At 60.1% G+C, this 15,837-nt stretch carries 16 protein-coding genes; 5 read left to right on the top strand and 11 right to left on the bottom strand.

The window, feature by feature from the left end; genetic code table 11:
• Positions 1-32 precede the first annotated feature (32 nt).
• The 5 genes from CRD18_RS08980 to CRD18_RS08960 form a co-directional block, all read right to left on the bottom strand.
• A complete protein-coding gene (locus tag CRD18_RS08980) occupies positions 33-134 on the bottom strand; it encodes a 30S ribosomal protein bS22 (protein ID WP_003855542.1) in 102 nt (33 codons plus the stop codon).
• Between the two features lie 242 nt (positions 135-376).
• Positions 377-568: a helix-turn-helix domain-containing protein gene (locus CRD18_RS08975; RefSeq protein WP_005509751.1), complete on the bottom strand. Its 192-nt coding sequence runs from the start codon at positions 566-568 to the stop codon at positions 377-379.
• A 263-nt stretch (positions 569-831) separates the two neighbouring features.
• A complete protein-coding gene (gene proC / locus CRD18_RS08970; RefSeq protein ID WP_016421983.1) occupies positions 832-1,641 on the bottom strand; it encodes a pyrroline-5-carboxylate reductase in 810 nt (269 codons plus the stop codon).
• Between the two features lie 102 nt (positions 1,642-1,743).
• A complete protein-coding gene (locus CRD18_RS08965) occupies positions 1,744-3,138 on the bottom strand; it encodes a hypothetical protein (protein ID WP_070827650.1) in 1,395 nt (464 codons plus the stop codon).
• Between the two features lies 1 nt (position 3,139).
• Positions 3,140-4,078 carry a Ppx/GppA phosphatase family protein gene (locus tag CRD18_RS08960; RefSeq protein ID WP_161798518.1) on the bottom strand — a complete coding sequence of 313 codons (939 nt, stop codon included), beginning with the start codon at positions 4,076-4,078 and terminating at the stop codon, positions 3,140-3,142.
• 34 nt (positions 4,079-4,112) lie between these two features.
• Here CRD18_RS08960 and CRD18_RS08955 point away from each other — a divergent pair, with 34 nt between their 5' ends.
• Positions 4,113-5,045, top strand: a complete 933-nt coding sequence (locus CRD18_RS08955) for a hypothetical protein (RefSeq protein ID WP_016421980.1) — start codon at positions 4,113-4,115, stop codon at positions 5,043-5,045.
• 51 nt (positions 5,046-5,096) lie between these two features.
• Here CRD18_RS08955 and CRD18_RS08950 read toward each other — a convergent pair whose 3' ends face one another.
• From CRD18_RS08950 to mshA, 5 genes are all read right to left on the bottom strand, one after another.
• On the bottom strand, positions 5,097-5,792 hold the full coding sequence (locus tag CRD18_RS08950; RefSeq protein WP_016421979.1) for a response regulator transcription factor: 696 nt from the start codon (positions 5,790-5,792) through the stop codon (positions 5,097-5,099).
• 3 nt (positions 5,793-5,795) lie between these two features.
• The gene (locus CRD18_RS08945; RefSeq protein ID WP_070827649.1) at positions 5,796-7,103 is read right to left on the bottom strand and encodes a cell wall metabolism sensor histidine kinase WalK; all 1,308 of its coding nucleotides are present in this window, start codon (positions 7,101-7,103) and stop codon (positions 5,796-5,798) included.
• A 130-nt stretch (positions 7,104-7,233) separates the two neighbouring features.
• Complete coding sequence (locus CRD18_RS08940) at positions 7,234-7,980, bottom strand: phosphoglyceromutase (protein WP_016421977.1); 747 nt, start codon at positions 7,978-7,980, stop codon at positions 7,234-7,236.
• A 70-nt stretch (positions 7,981-8,050) separates the two neighbouring features.
• A complete protein-coding gene (locus CRD18_RS08935; RefSeq protein WP_048732346.1) occupies positions 8,051-8,536 on the bottom strand; it encodes a YbjN domain-containing protein in 486 nt (161 codons plus the stop codon).
• A 59-nt stretch (positions 8,537-8,595) separates the two neighbouring features.
• Complete coding sequence (mshA, locus tag CRD18_RS08930) at positions 8,596-9,858, bottom strand: D-inositol-3-phosphate glycosyltransferase (protein ID WP_172620248.1); 1,263 nt, start codon at positions 9,856-9,858, stop codon at positions 8,596-8,598.
• 259 nt (positions 9,859-10,117) lie between these two features.
• Here mshA and CRD18_RS08925 point away from each other — a divergent pair, with 259 nt between their 5' ends.
• Entirely contained in the window at positions 10,118-11,953 is a 1,836-nt protein-coding gene (locus CRD18_RS08925) for a long-chain-fatty-acid--CoA ligase (RefSeq protein ID WP_083295712.1), read from the top strand.
• A 312-nt stretch (positions 11,954-12,265) separates the two neighbouring features.
• Here the strand turns inward: CRD18_RS08925 and CRD18_RS08920 are convergent, their stop codons facing one another.
• Positions 12,266-13,441, bottom strand: coding sequence for a UDP-N-acetylmuramate dehydrogenase (locus CRD18_RS08920; protein WP_187406700.1), 1,176 nt, complete (start codon positions 13,439-13,441; stop codon positions 12,266-12,268).
• 85 nt (positions 13,442-13,526) lie between these two features.
• Here CRD18_RS08920 and CRD18_RS08915 point away from each other — a divergent pair, with 85 nt between their 5' ends.
• The 3 genes from CRD18_RS08915 to purU all read left to right on the top strand — a co-directional run bounded on the left by CRD18_RS08915 (position 13,527) and on the right by purU (position 15,821).
• On the top strand, positions 13,527-14,024 hold the full coding sequence (locus CRD18_RS08915) for a DUF2505 domain-containing protein (protein WP_049189515.1): 498 nt from the start codon (positions 13,527-13,529) through the stop codon (positions 14,022-14,024).
• A 103-nt stretch (positions 14,025-14,127) separates the two neighbouring features.
• Positions 14,128-14,898, top strand: coding sequence for an LmeA family phospholipid-binding protein (locus tag CRD18_RS08910; protein WP_016421971.1), 771 nt, complete (start codon positions 14,128-14,130; stop codon positions 14,896-14,898).
• 17 nt (positions 14,899-14,915) lie between these two features.
• On the top strand, positions 14,916-15,821 hold the full coding sequence (purU, locus tag CRD18_RS08905; RefSeq protein WP_016421970.1) for a formyltetrahydrofolate deformylase: 906 nt from the start codon (positions 14,916-14,918) through the stop codon (positions 15,819-15,821).
• Positions 15,822-15,837 lie beyond the last annotated feature (16 nt).

Genomic DNA, 15,837 nt, shown 5'->3' with positions numbered 1-15,837 from the left:
CGCGCTCCTGCGATAACGGCAGGAATGCTGGCTTACTTGCCGAGCTTACGACGCTGCACGCGGGTACGGCGAAGCATCTTGCGGTGCTTCTTCTTCGACATGCGCTTGCGACGCTTCTTAATGACGGAACCCATCGGCTCGACCTCGCTATTCGTTGACGGAAATTTCTTTTCTTGCACAATGGCGGCGTACTCAATGCGGCCTTACAACCGCCGAGATGTCACGCCCTTTTTCCTTCCGCCTTCACAGCTAGATACTTCATGACTTGAAGACGATAGGAAACAGGGGCGCAGCACAGCACCATGTACTAATCGGATTAATCATAGCGGGGACATATGCGTTCAGGTCAAACAGCCCCGCTTAAAGGCAGAAAAAATTAACCCGCGTTGTAGAAGGAGGAGTCCAGGTATTCCTTGACTGCGGACTCATGGACGCGGAAAGAACGGCCAACGCGCACTGCCGGCAGCTCGCCAGCGTGAACCAGGCGGTAGACGGTCATCTTGGATACGCGCATGATGTCAGCAACTTCTGCAACGGTCAGAAAGGTGCCTTTATCTGCATTCTGCATTAGTAAATATTCCCTTCAGCGCACGCGACGCGCTGCAGGCTTCCCCTCCTGCAGAAAATCGTGACACGCACGTGCTTTTCATATCCTACCGGTAGGCAAGGTGCCGGTGCGATTTTTGATAAAAAATAGGGGCATTGGCGAATGGTGTGACAGTTGTGACTAACCCATCGTCCCTGCGTATCGGATTAGCTACTGCCCCTGACCATTTCCAATGCCCCAAATATTGGGGTTACTTGTACACCCGCCTCTACTCGGCGAAATGCTTATTTACCCATCTCGTTGGCCTTGTCATAGCAAGCCTGCAGCGCACGATGCACCGCGCGACGAATGCCCTCTTCCTCGAAAACTCGGGTGGCCGCAGCTGTTGTACCGCCCGGCGAAGTGACATCGGCACGCAGCGCAGTCGGGTCCGCACCTTCCTGCATCATCATCTCGGCTGCACCAGCAGCCGTAGCCGACGCCAGACGCTTAGCCTGATCACGCTTGAGCCCCAGGTTCACACCCGCGTCGGTCATCGCCTCGACGAACTGGAAGAAGTAAGCCGGACCGGAGCCCGAGACTGCAGTGACTGCAGACATCAGCGACTCATCGACAACCTCAACGCTGCCGACCTTCTTCAACAGTTCGACAACCTCGTCGGTCTGGCTCTCCGTGACAAAGCGGCCCGGCGCGACTGCACAGACCCCCTTGCCCACCAGCATCGGGGTATTCGGCATGACGCGGATCACCGGAGTACCGACAGCACAGACGCTTTCCATCTTGTCCAGCGTGATGCCAGCCGCCATCGACACCACAATGGTGTCGACCTCAGAGTCATCGAGCACGTCGGCAATCTGCTCGAGCATGTCGATAATCAAGTACGGTTTTACGCACAAGAACACCACGTCGGCACCGTCGACGGCCCCTACTGGGTCGTCGGCATCGACAATGCCGTAGGTCTCCTTCAGACCGGCCAGGCTCTCCTTGGTGCGCCCCACCACATAAATCGAGGAAGGCGAGACACCACCGTCGATGAGACCACCGACGAGTGCGCTACCAATCTTTCCGCCACCAATTACAGCAATTCTTGTCATGGACGCTAAGTGTGCCAAAACTGGCCCACACATGCGAATGCAGGGACCGGAAAACTACGCTTCCGACCCCTGCATCAGGTGATGATTATTCTGTTGACCCCACTACAACTGGAAGAGAATCCAGGGGCCAAATGTCAGCGCCAAACCGACAAGTCCTGCGAGAATCGGTGTCAGTTTGTCCTTCTCACGGCGCAGGTAGTTCGCCATTCCCGCGAAGCCACCAGCGACCACGAGAGCCATGATGACAACCACAATCTTTGGCAGCGACGACCAGGCCATGGTGAAGCCCAGGAACACCAATGCACCAGCAATCAGACCCACGAAGACCTGGATTAGCAGCAACGGCACCGAGAGGGAATTGTCCTCGGCGTAGCCATCGCGCGCGACGGCCTTGCCCTTGGAGCTCTTGGATTCTTCACGCTTAACGACGTCCCGGGGCTCCGCCTGCTTCTCGTCAGCTGCGGCCTGGGTCGGTGTGGTCTCGACCTGTGCAGCCTCAGCGGGGGCGTCCTCGGCCTGCTCGATATCGGCCTGTGTGTCTTCTGCCTGTGCAACTTCAGGAGCGACAGCGGCTGCCACTGCCGCCTTGGAAGCTGCACCGGTATCGGCGTCAGCGTCGGCAGCCTCGAAGGTAGCGGTTTCCTGAGCAGCTTCAGCCTCAGCAAATTGTTCACCGTCGACGCCATCCGTTTCAACGGATGCCTCAGACGCTTCGTCGACCTTGTCCTGGACAACCGGAATGGAGGCAGTCGGACGGTCGTCGTAAGCGTTGGAACCGGTGAGTACTGCACGAGCGACTGGCCCCGGCTCCCCAAGCTGCTGCGACTCGTCTGCCATGTCACGCAGCTCGGTGAAGGTATAGGTAATCTCCGAACGTTCGGAGTTGACCATGACCGGACGGGGTTCCATCGGAATTGCCAATGGCACCGCAGGGGCTGCTGGCTGCGCAGTTGGTGTGCTCTGCGCGGCTTGCTCCTGCTGCGGAGCTGCCGGTGCAGCCGGTTCTTCAGCAACTTCGGCAACCTCGTCAGCTTCAACGTCGTCAGCTTCGGCCTCAGCGACCTCGGCGTCAGCCTCAGCTAATTCCGACTCCTCTTCTTCCTGAGCAGCAGCTTCAGCCTCGGCCTCAGCTTGAACCTCATGCTCCGACGAATCCGCCCCTTCAGCAACTACCACTGGCTCAGCGACAGCCTCCGAGAGCTCCGGAGCTTCTACCTCCGGTTCGGTTGCCTGCGCTTCTTCGGCGGCGTTGGCCGCAGCTTCGTCGGCAAGCAGATCGCTCGTAGTCGTCTGGTCGTCGTCTGCGTTGGAAAGAGCGTGAGCACCACGTCGCGGTTCGTCGGCCTTTACACGAGGGATTGAGCCGGTGAGCTCCTGAACGGACACACCGCCTTCTTCAAGGCTGCGTCGACGGCGGCGCCGCGGTGGTTCAGAGGGGGCTCCCTCCTTCTGCCGCCGCGCCAGCAGTTCGGCAACGGTGAGCTTTTCCTCGCTCATCTCAACCCTTTCCGTATAGGTCACTGTCCAGTCGTCGGAAGATGATGCCCTCGCGCAGCGCCCAAGGACAAATCTCGACCTTCTCTAATCCCAATGCTCGCATACTAGCCTCTGCAACGAGAGCACCTGCGACAATTTGGTGAGAACGATTCGCACTAACACCCTCAAGTTCAGCACGGTCAGCCGCCGTCATGCGGGAAATAAACGCAATCAACTGGCGCAAACCAGCGGCAGTCAGAGTGCGCTTAACCCTGGGACCAGCGGCGGAAGGCGCCGCACCGGTCAGGCGGGCGAGAGTGCGGAAAGTCTTCGAGGTGGCGACAGCCAAGTCCGGCTCACCAAGCGTACGCAGATGACGCGCTGGCTCAGCGAGCTCAGCATCAATGTAATCGCGCAGCAGGTCAATCTTCTTGCGCTCCGGCGGATCGGTCTCGAACCACTCGTGGGTCAACCGTCCCGCACCGAGCAGCAGCGAGTACGCGGCCTCCGGATCTTCATCAGTACCCGACGTCAGCTCAAGAGAACCGCCACCGATATCCAGGTTGATTAGACGACCAGCAGACCAGCCGTACCAGCGCCGTACTGCCAAAAAGGTCAGACGAGCCTCATCCTCACCGGAGAGAATCTGCAGCTTAATGCCAGTTTCTTTCTCAACGTGGGCGAGAACCTCGTCCGCATTCGTGGCATCGCGAACAGCTGAAGTGGCGAAGCTAATCATCTCTTCGCACTTCATCTGCTCAACCAATTCCTTGGATTCAGCGACGTAGCCCGTCAGCTTGTCAATGCCCTTCTTGGACAGGTTGTTGTCCTTATCCAGGTACTCGACCAGCTTCATCGTCGACTTGGAATCGCTCATCGGAGTCGGATGTCCGCCCCGGCGGGCGTCCACCATCACCAAGTGGACGGTATTACTACCTACATCTAATACACCTAATCTCACTCTTAGTAGGTTAGACGGTCTACGGTGTATTGGTGTGAATCAACCCCACCCCCGCCCCGGTCGTGGACCGCAACCGTCTCCCGCTGAAGTCGCCTATGACTTTCCCCGCGAGTGGTTCGAGTTCGCCCACCCGGAGGACCCAGAACATATCATCACCTGCGACCTAACCTGGTTGATGAGCTCCTATCAATGCGCTTTCGGCACCTCCGCTTGCCAGGGCATCGACTCCGCGAACGCGGATGTCGGATGCTGTGGCCATGGCGCCTTTATCACCGACGAAGAAGACCGCGAGAGGGTTATTGACGTCGTAAAGCGAATGGAAGGCGACTCCGCAGAGCCCCAGTGGTGGCAGAACCGCCCCGAACAAACTCTGAAGTGGCTTGAAACCTACGAAACCGACCCCTCCGAACCGTTGGAACCGTGGTTAGTGTGGGACGAGCTTGACGACGAAAACGGAGAGCCTGAGCCTGCTCTGAAAACGAAGGTCGTGAAGAATGCCTGCATTTTTGCCAACCGTGACGGATGGCGCAATGGTGCGGGCTGTGCCATCCACCAATGGGCGATGGCCAACGACATTGACCCCGTAAAGGTCAAGCCGGATGTGTGTTGGCAGGTGCCGCTGCGCCGACTGGAGGACTGGGAGGAACGCCCGGACGGCCAGGAGATTCTGCGCACGACCATTACCGAATACGATCGTCGTGCCTGGGGCGATGGCGGCGAGGACTTTGAATGGTTCTGCACGGGCGCGCCGGCCACACATACCGGTGGCGAGCCGGTGTGGCGCACGCACAAGTCCGAGCTAATAGAGCTCATCGGCGAAGAGTGCTACGAAATTCTGGCGGAGCACTGCCGTGCCCGAGAAATAGCGGGCGCGGCCAAGGCTTTCGGGCCGAGTGGCTACCCACTGCTGGCGATTCACCCGGCCACACGCGCAGCGGCCGAGGGGCTGGCGCCGGACGAGGTTTAAGTCGGGGTTTCTCAGACCGACGGCGGAGATTGTCGGCAGCAGTCTGCTGAGCTAGTCCTCGAACTTGTAACCCAAGCCGCGAACGGTGACCAGGAACTCCGGCGAGGAAGGATTGCGCTCGATCTTGGAGCGCAGGCGCTTGATGTGTACGTCCAGCGTCTTGGTGTCGCCGACGTAGTCGGAGCCCCAGACGCGGTCGATGAGCTGGCCACGGGTTAGCACACGACCACGGTTGCGCAGCAAGTACTCCAGCAGGTCGAATTCCTTGAGCGGCATTGCGACATCATCGCCGTCAACGGTGACTACATGGCGCTCGACGTCCAGCACGACCGGGCCGCCGCGCAAGACCTCCTCGTAGATATCCTCGACATCGTCGGAGTCGTCGTGGCGACCGCGGCGCAGCACAGCCCGGATACGGGCAATAAGTTCCCGAGAGGAATACGGCTTGGTCACATAGTCATCCGCACCAATTTCGAGGCCGACGACCTTGTCAATCTCAGTGTCACGGGCGGTCACCATAATCACTGGGACAGAGGACTTTAAGCGGATGTTTTTGCAGACCTCGGTGCCACTCATACCTGGCAGCATGAGGTCCAGCAGCACAATGTCCGGTTCTGCCTTGGAGAATTCTGCAAGTGCTTCCTGGCCGTCAGCGGCCATCCGCACCTCGAATCCTTCGCGCTGCAGCAGAAACGCAAGCGGCTCCGCCAAAGCCGTCTCGTCTTCGACAATAAGTACCTCAGTCACGGATTACTTCATTCCTTCCTTGGAATCCTTGTTCTGGGAATCCTTATCCTTGCCACGGGTTTTGCCCGTACCGCGCTGCGCGTTTTTCTTAGCCGCAATTTTACCCGCAGGCTGGGTGTGGCCGATTGGCAAACGTGCAGATACATCGCCATCATTCGACGCGGAACCGTTCTTTTCCATCAGCGGGAGCTCAATGGTGAAGGTCGATCCTGTGCCCAGCCGACTCCACAGCTTGACGGTTCCCTTGTGATTCGCTGCAACGTGCTTAACAATTGCCAAGCCCAGACCGGTACCGCCTGTCGCCCGCGAGCGTGCCTTATCCGCACGGAAGAAGCGCTCGAAGATGCGCTTCTGGTTCGCCTGGGAAATGCCAATCCCGCGGTCAGTGACGCGAATAGCGACGGTGTCGTTATCCTCCTTGACCGCAGTCACAGATACAGGCGTGGCCTCTGGCGAGTAGTTGATCGCATTTGAAATCAGGTTGGACACCGCGGTGATCAGCAGGCTGCGTTCACCTTCAACCACCAAATCCGGCTCATAGTCAACGGTGATTTCAATACCCGCCTGCTCCGAGAGCATCTGGTTACGACGCACAGCTCCTTGGACAATCTCTTCAACCTTCACGGGAGACATGTCCGGCAGCGGCTCTGCCCCCTGCAGCTTCGACAGCGAGATGAGTTCCGTAATCATGGTCGACATCCGCTTGGACTCCTGCGTCAGGCTCTCACTGAAGTGACGCACGGCAACCGGGTCGTCGGTAGCTTCATTCAGCGCCTCGACCAAGAGGCTGATGGCCCCCACCGGAGTCTTGAGCTCGTGGGAAACGTTAGCCACAAAGTCACGTCGCGCGGCCTCCATACGGGCCTGTTCGGAGACATCCGCCGCATAAATCACCACAAAACGGTCGTCCACCAGCGACAACGGAGTTAGCTGACAGCGGACAATTGTGTCCGGCGCCCCCGCCCGGCGCGACGGCAGCACCAGCGTTAGCTCCTGGTCCTCCTGCGAGTCAAAGACCTTGAGCGCAGCTTCCCAGCCCACGTCATTGAGGCGGCGCTCATAGACCAGCCCTAACTTGTGCGCCATGGAGTTCGACAAAATCAAATCACGTGAGATGTCAACGACCACCACACCCGTCGGAGACTTCTGAATGGCCAGGTGCATGACCTGCGCCATGGTGGTTATTGAACTTTCCTCGTCGCTCTTCTGACGCCGAGCGGCGTTATAGGCACCCGAGACAACTCCACCAAGAATCAGCACAGCTGCCATAACCGCAGCACCTAATAGAGCGGCGATAATGATTTTTGACACGGGTCTTACCCTAAGCTCTTTTCACAATCCGCGCGCGCTGAAAATCAGTGCGCTAGCTAGCTCTAAATAGACCAAGGAGCACAGCCCCACTTGGCTGCGCCCCTTATCGGCCTATCAAACACCTACATTTTTACTTGTTGCCCTGAGCAGCAACAGCAGCAGCACCTGCAGCTGCAGCTTCCGGATCCAGGTAGGTGCCACCCGGGTTCAAAACCTTGCCCTCAGCATCAAAGTCGTAAACCAGCGGGATACCGGTCGGGATGTTCAGAGCGGCAATGTCCTCGTCCGAGATGTTGTCCAGGTGCTTGACCAGTGCACGCAGGGAGTTACCGTGAGCTGCCACCATGACAGTCTCACCGGCCTTCAGACGCGGCAGGATTTCCTCTTCAAAGTAAGGAATGAAACGCTTCACGACGTCCAGGAGGCACTCCGTGCGCGGAACCTCATCCAGGTTGGCGTAACGCGGGTCATTAGCCTGCGAGAACTCGCTGTCATCCGACAGCTCCGGCGGCGGAGTGTCGTAGGAGCGACGCCAGGACATGAACTGGTCCTCGCCGTACTTCTCCTTGGTCTCTGCCTTGTTCAGACCCTGCAGAGCACCATAGTGGCGCTCGTTCAGACGCCAGTCACGGATAACCGGAATCCACAACAGGTCAGCGGTATCCAGGGCAATGTGTGCGGTGTTAATTGCGCGACGCAGCAGCGACGTGTAGAGAACCTGCGGCTTCAGGCCTGCCTCTACGAGCATCTCACCGGCACGTACTGCCTCAGCGCGGCCCTTGTCGGTCAGTGCAACGTCGACCCAGCCCGTGAACTGGTTGGATGCGTTCCACTCACTCTGGCCATGACGGACAAGAATCAGTTTTCCATTGCTCATACCCCTAATTGTGCCCCAAAACGGGAAAGCCCGCCGTTCGTTGCCCCGCTATGTGGGTTGCTACCCCCGGCTACTCAACCATGTGGCGGAACTGCTCCAGATTGGCCAGGTTTTCCCCACGGTCAACCCGCCACTCCCACTCACGCTTAATTGCCGATGCAAAGCCGCGTTCGAGGATCTGGTTGAAGTCCCCATCGGCCGTCTCCAGCAGCTGACCGAGGAGACGGTCGAGGTCATCGTCGGAAAGCTCAGCGGGCAGTTGACCGACCAGGTAGATGTCGCCGGCGGCATCGATGGTGTAACCGATGCCGAACAGACGACGGTTGCGCTGTAGCAACCACTTGTAAACGGCCTCGTGGTTTTCTTCGACCGCGCGACAGACGAAGGCTTCAACACGCAGGGAGTCCGGCGCCGGGATGAGGCCGACGATAGTCTTGAGCTTCTTCTTACCAGGCAGGACCACCACGGCGGCATTGTCTGCAATACCATGCTCGACACCGAGGCGTTCCAGCTGCTCACCGAGGGATTTCAGCTGTACTTGGATGTCCGTGCTCATCGTGAATCATCTCCCTGTTTTTGTGGTTACGGCCCTGGCGATACTGAAGCTAACGAAACTTACCGGGAGCCGCCCGCATCCCGGATAGAGCCGGGACAATTTTCCTTTTGGAGTTCGGTTCGATGATAGACATCGGCCAACCGATCCACGGTCTTTTGCCAGGAAAACTCCAAGGAGTGCTCACGCGCCTGGGTGGCCAACTTAATGCGCAGCTCGTCGTCCTCCACCAGGCGACCGAGGGCATCGGCCCAGGCTGCGGGCTCGTGACCGTCGACAAGCAAACCGCTGACCCCATCGTCGACAGCGATGGAGAGCCCGCCGACATTCGCCGCGACAACGGGAGTGCCAGTGGCCTGAGCCTCCATCGCCACCAACCCGAAAGTTTCGTTGTAACTGGGCACGGCGACAATATCTGCGGCCTGGTAGAGCTTCGCCAGGTCCTGCGGCGGGCGCGGGGGCATGAAACGGACCAGGTGGTCGATCCCCTCTTCCGCGGCGAGATTGGTGAATTCGTCGGGCGCATGCAGCCCAGAACCGGAAAGTCCACCGCAGATAATCACTCGGACATTAGTGGCGGGATGGCGACGCATGAGCTCACCGACACCCCGCAGCAATACCTGCGGGCCTTTCAGCCGCTGCAGCCTACCGACGAACAAAATGACCTTAGTGTGCAACGGGATGCCCAGCTCACGACGGGACCGCTCGGTGGCACGATCACTGCCCGGCGAAAAGAGCTCCACGTCCACCCCGGGCGGCACGACATTGATGCGCCACGGGTCGGCATCGTGGAGATCCGCAAGCTGCTTAGCCTCGGCATCTGTGTTGACGATGAGCCGGCACGCATTGTCCACAATCTGCTGCTCACAGATACGCCGAGACTCCGGCTCCGGCGTATCTCCCTCCGCCAGATGGAGATTCTTCACTGCCGCCAGCGTGTGCGCCGTGTGCACAAACGGAATGTCAAGCAAATCCGACAGCAGCCACCCCACCTGGCCAGAGAGCCAGTAGTGCGAATGGATCAGGTCGTATTCAATCCCCTGTTTGCGGGCGAATTCAATGACCCCACCGGCAAAGGCCGGCATCTGCGTAGCCAGGTCTGACTTCTCTAACCCCTCATAGGGACCAGCCACAATGTTGATGACGCGGAAGTTCTCACTGACCTGAATCACCGGTCCATCGCTGGAACGCGTGGCGCGGGTGAAAACATCCACCTTCACACCGCGTCGCGCCAGCTCCTCGCAGGTGCGCAGCACGTAGACATTCATGCCACCAGCGTCACCGATGCCCGGTTGCTCCAGCGGAGAGGTATGCATGGAGATCATCGCGATGCGGTTCGGCCACGCCGGGGTGTTAGAGGTGGCCGCGTCTGCGCCCGCCGTTGCCGCCGGAAATGTTTCGCTCATACTGCCCAGAGTGCCTATGCCAGGGGCAACCCCGCAAATGAGTACCTCAAATACGTGTATTGGAATTCCGGCATCGCAGTGCGACGTACGGCACAATAGAGGTCGATACCTACTACGTCGTAGGTTATTATCACCTCACGACATAGTCAGGTGCTAAACAAAAACCTAGGAGGACCCCATGGCCGATACATCCAGCTCACACGCTGCAAATGACTCCGCCCCAGCTCACGGTTCCACACCCAACGCTGCGGCCTCCAAGGCCTGGCTGAACCTGTATCCGGAGTGGACCCCACCCCACATCGACTACAACTTCGACACCCTCCTAGACGTCTACCGCCACACTCTGAGCAACCACCCGCGCCGCAAGGCATTGACCTTCTTCGGTCGCTCCACCTCCTACGCCGAGCTGGATGCCAAGGTTCGCAGCGTTGCCGCCGGCCTGCGCGCACTTGGCGTACGCAAAGGCGATCGCGTGGCACTGCTCATGCCGAACTGCCCGCAGCACGTCATCGCCTACTGGGCAGTTCTGCACCTCGGCGCTGTTGCCGTAGAGCACAACCCCCTCTACACCGCCCACGAACTGCGCCACCCGTTCAACGACCACGGCGCCCGCTTTGCCATCTGCTGGGACAAGATCGTCCCCGTACTTGAAGACCTTCGCAACAACACCCCGCTCGAGACCATCATCGCGGTCAATATGCTGCAGGACCTGCCGTTTGTCATGCGCACCGCCCTGTCAATCCCGCTGCCGAAGCTCCGCGCCGCCCGCGCTAAGCTGCACTCCTCCGCACCGCAGGTCATGGGTTTTGACGCTTTGCTTCACGACGCCGTCGGCGGAGACGGCCACGACCTCCAGGCCGATGAATCCATCACTGCCGATGACACTGCAGTGATGATGTACACCTCTGGCACCACGGGATCGCCAAAGGGCGCACAGTTGAGTCACCAGGGGTTGGTAGCGAACATTCTGCAGGGCAAGGCCTGGGTGCCGGGCCTTGGCAAGGAGCGGGAAATCTCCCTCGGCGTTCTGCCGATGTTCCATGCCTACGGCCTGACCATTGTCACCAACTTGTCCATGCTGATTGGCGCTGAACTGGTGCTGGTGCCGGCACCGGAGATTCCGCTGATTATGAAGGTGATGAAGAACAATCGCCCGACATGGGTGCCTGGTGTGCCGACTCTCTACGAGAAGATTGTCGAAGCCGCCGAGCGCGATAATGTCGACCTCTCCGGCGTGAAGTTCGCCTTCTGCGGTGCTGCTACCCTGCCGGTTTCCCTTGTGCAGAAGTGGGAGAAACTCACTGGCGGGCGTCTTGTCGAAGGCTACGGCCTCACCGAAACGTCACCGATTATCGTCGGCAACCCGATGGACGGCAACCGCCGCCCGGGCTACGTTGGCCTGCCATTCCCTGACACCGAGGTCGCCATCGTTGACCCCGAAGATCCCACCAAGCTCCGCGCTGACGGCGAGGAGGGCGAGGTCATCGTCCGAGGCCCACAGGTTTTCGCCGGTTATCTCAACCTCCCGGAGGCAACGGAGAAGTCCTTCACCGATGGGCCTGCTGAGCTTCCCGCTGGCGATCGTTGGTACCGCACCGGCGATGTCGGAGTCATGGAGTCGGACGGCTTCATCAAGCTGGTTGCCCGCATCAAGGAGGTCATCATCACCGGTGGCTTCAATGTCTACCCGGCCGAGGTCGAGGAAGTACTGCTCTCCCACCCAGACATCACCGATGCCACGGTCGTCGGCCTCCCGAAGAGTGACGGCTCCGAGATGGTCGTGGCCGCCATCACCCTTGCTGACTACGCCCGACTGGATTCCGACGCCTACCGCGACCACTGCTACGACAACCTGACCCGGTACAAGGTGCCGCGCGCATTCTTCCACCTGGAGGAACTTCCTCGCGACCAGATGGGCAAGGTCCGCCGCCGCGATGTCCGCGACGTGCTGCTCACGCAGCTGGAGCAGAAGGGCCAGAGCGTCGATTCGCTTTCCCACCGCAAGCACCATTAGTTCACGGTGGTTTTGTAGTTGGGATAGGGGCCTGAGTAGAGCGGGCTCCTATCCCTTTAAGGCGGACCCCGGCTCCCCCCCCCAGACTTAGTGACTAGGTTTATGACAAAAAACTGAGGGTGAATAATATTCACATGTCATAAACCTAGTCACTTTCTCTATCCCCGACCCTGAGAGAAGGCCCGGGAGCGCAAGCTGAGGACTACTCAGCGGCTCCAGCGACTCCAGCGCCCCCATCAAGCCCGCCAGCCCCATCAGGCACGCCAGCCTCTCCAGTCCGCCCCCACTGGCCATCAGCCACCCGCCGCGGGCCTAATCGATGCTCACGCCGACCCACACCGGCTCGGGCACCAGGGTCACGCCGAAGGCCTTTTCCACGCCAGCGCGCACATCGCGCGCCAAAGCCACCAAGTCGGCGGCGGTCGTAGGCGTACCGTCGCCGGACTCCCCGCGGTTGGTCAGGGCAAGAGTGTGCTTAGTCGACAGTCGTGCGGGCGCACCGTCACCGGGGTAGCCCTTCGGGAACCCGGCGCGCTCGATAAGCCACGCCGCCGAGAGCTTCACGGCTCCCTCGTGGCCGGGGCCAGCGGGGAATGCGGGCATATTCGCGGCCTCATCGGCCCCACGCAGCGCGGCAACCTTTGCACGCACGGCCTCCACCGAGTTCTCCGGAATGATCGGGTTGGTAAAGAAAGAACCCGCCGACCAGGTATCGCGGTCAGCATCTTCGAGCACCATGCCCTTGCCCCGGCGCAGCTCAAGCACCTTTTCGCGCACCAGCGCAGCCGGCCTGCGAATCTCGCCAGCCGCAGCCTCGGCCTCGTCGACGCCCAGGCGCCGCGCCAGTTCGCCATAGCGAAGTGGCGCGGACATGCCATCCACACTGAGCTCGAACCGCACGGCCAGCACCACTGCCCGTGCGGTGAACTTCAGGTTCGAGTAGCGGTAGGAAAGGTCGAGAGACTCCGGTTCCACCCACTCGACCGAGCCGGTTGCGCGATCGTAAAGCTGCACCGAGTCCAGGACCTGCGACACCTCAGCACCGTAGGCGCCAACGTTCTGCACCGGAGTGGCTCCGGCCGATCCCGGAATACCCGACAGGCATTCAAGGCCGCCAAAACCTGCGTCGACACTCATCTCCACGACCTCGTCCCAGACCGCACCGGCCTCGGCCTCCACGATTGCCGACACGGACTCCAGCCCGTGTCCGCGAGTGCTCATGGTCACGTTGTCGGCCTCGATCACCACGGCCACCAGCGGCTCGAGTTCATCGGCTACCACCAGGTTGGATCCGCCTCCCACGATGAGGAGGGGCACGTTAGCGTCGTCAAGCGCGCGTACAACATCGACCACAGCGTCCGTCGTGCTACACCGGACGACGGCACGCGGCACCCCGCCGAGGCGGAGCGTCGTCAAATCCGCGAAAGCGGTATGCGTGCTGAGCTCCACCCCCTCTAGCCCCGCAAGCCCATCGATGGCTTCTTCCATGTCGGAGGTCAGGTGAATTGGGTTCGGCGATTGGTCGAGATTTTCCACGCCCCTAGCGTAGTGCAAATTACGTATCATCAAGCGCATGACTACGACTAACACGCACACCGTCAACTTCGACCAGCCGATTGAGAAGGTTTACGAGGCCCTCACCGACGCCGGTTTCTGGGAGAAGGTCGCAAACCGTTTCTCGGCGGCTGACGGCAAGGTGGAAAAGTTCGAGACCACCGACGCTGGCACCACCGTCGTGATTCGCCAGACCGTCTCTGCTGACAAGATTCCGGCGCAGGCACAGAAGTTCGTCAAGTCCGGGGTCGGCATGACGCGCACGTTCGTCATCAGCCCGCTTAACGACGACGGCGCGACCTCCACCGTGACCACAGAAGCTTCGGGCGTACCGGCGTCCTTCAGTGCGTCCCAGAAGCTCACCGCCCAGGGTGAAGGTTCAGTGCTGACCACCAACTCCGAGTTCTCCATCAACGTGCCGCTGCTCGGTGGCAAGCTCGAGGAGAAGGCAGCTCCGTACCTGGAACGCGTCCTCAACGCTGAGACCGCTGTGCTGGCGGACTACGTCGCTAAGTAGGTTGCGCACTGGGGGGGGGCACTCCGGGGCGACACCGAGGGGACGGATACCGGGCGAAGATAAGTGGTAGCGACGGAGCCGTCGTTAAGCAAGACTGGGAACCATGAGTTCTGCTAAACGCTCGTCGAGCGTCAAAGTCCTGCCCACCGTCCTCGGTGTCATCATCGTGGTGGCGCTCATTGCGATCGCCGGCGAAATCGGCGTCCGGATGTTCGTGAGCAAGGAGATTTCCGACGGCTACCGCACCTCCGCCGAAGAGCGTGGTGCGACGGTCACTGAAGACCCCAAGGTTTCTTTCGGCACCCGCCCGATGCTGCTCGCCTTGGCCACCAAGTCAGTGCCCTCGATGGATCTGTCCACTCCGAACACACTGGAGGTCAAGAACCCGGAGGCGCTGGGTGGCGCACCGGAGATCAACGGTGACCCGGCAGCGGAAGTGCACCTGGAAAACGTGGATCTGAGCAATCGTGCGGATCCGACGGCAGAGTCGCTGCGAGTAGACGTCACAATCCCACCTCAACTGCTGCAGGCGCTAATTAACCGGGAAAGCGGTGTACGCGCTTCCACAATCACGCCGTTGCCGGACGAAGGCCTGTTCAACATTGAATTCGCCTCCGGATTTGCGACCTCCAAGTTCCGCCCGATTGCCAACGGCGGTCATATCGAAATCAACTTGGAGGGCGGCTCAATCCTCGGCTTAAACCTCGATGGCCTGGCCGGCTGGCTGGGAGAAGCGAGCGGTACGCTGTTGAGCTACGACATCGGCCACGGTATGCAGGTGGAGGAAGCGCACGTCACCGGGGAGGGCCTGGCGTTGACGCTGACGGGCGCAAATCTGCCTTTGTCGACCGTGAGCGAACTTACCTTTAGCTAGCAGGTAAGATACCGAGAATGACTCGCTCTCTCATCACCGCAAATAGCGGTACTCCCACCGAGCGCCAGTACATCTTCTCGCTCGGCTGTCCAGACCGTACCGGTATCGTTTCCACCCTGTCGACCTTCCTGTCCGACATAGGTGCGTGGATTACCGAGGCGGACTTCTTCTCCGACCCGGAGACCGGATGGTTTTTCACTCGCCAGGCGGTCCGCGCCGACGCTCTCGACCTGACGGTAGAAGAGCTGCGCGAGAAGTTCGCTGAGCTCGTCGGTGATTGGGGCCCTGAGGTCCGCTGGAAGGTCACCGACAACGCTGTCCCGAAGCGCGCTGTCATCCTGGTGACCAAGGAAGGCCACTGCCTGCAGGATCTGCTCGGCCGCGTCGCACAGTCCGACTATCCGATGGAAATCGCTGCAGTAATTGGTAACCACCGCGATCTGGAGCCACTGGTCGCAGCGTATGACATTCCCTTCCACCACGTGCCCTTCCCCAAGGATGCCGTCGGCAAGCGTAAGGCATTCGATGAGGTCGCCGAGATTGTCGATGCCGAAAACCCGGATGCCATCGTGCTCGCACGTTTCATGCAGATTCTGCCGCCGGATCTGTGCGAAAAGTGGGAAGGCCGCGCGATCAATATCCACCACAGCTTCCTGCCGTCGTTCATGGGCGCGCGCCCGTACCTGCAGGCTTATCGACGTGGTGTGAAGCTTATCGGTGCCACCTGCCACTACGCCACTGAGGACCTCGACGACGGCCCGATTATTGAGCAGGACGTCATGCGTGTCTCCCACAAGTACACCGCTGCGGACATGCAGCGTGAGGGTCGCGATGCGGAGAAGCAGGTCCTCGCCCGCGGTTTGCGCTGGCACCTGGAGGACCGTGTGCAGGTCTACGGCAACCGCACCGTGGTGTTCCAGTAGGTTTTCGGGGAGCCAG

Source organism: Corynebacterium sp. LK31 (assembly GCF_014335015.1).
Classification (GTDB): domain Bacteria; phylum Actinomycetota; class Actinomycetes; order Mycobacteriales; family Mycobacteriaceae; genus Corynebacterium; species Corynebacterium jeikeium_D.
This window is presented reverse-complemented; position numbering and strand designations above follow the sequence as displayed.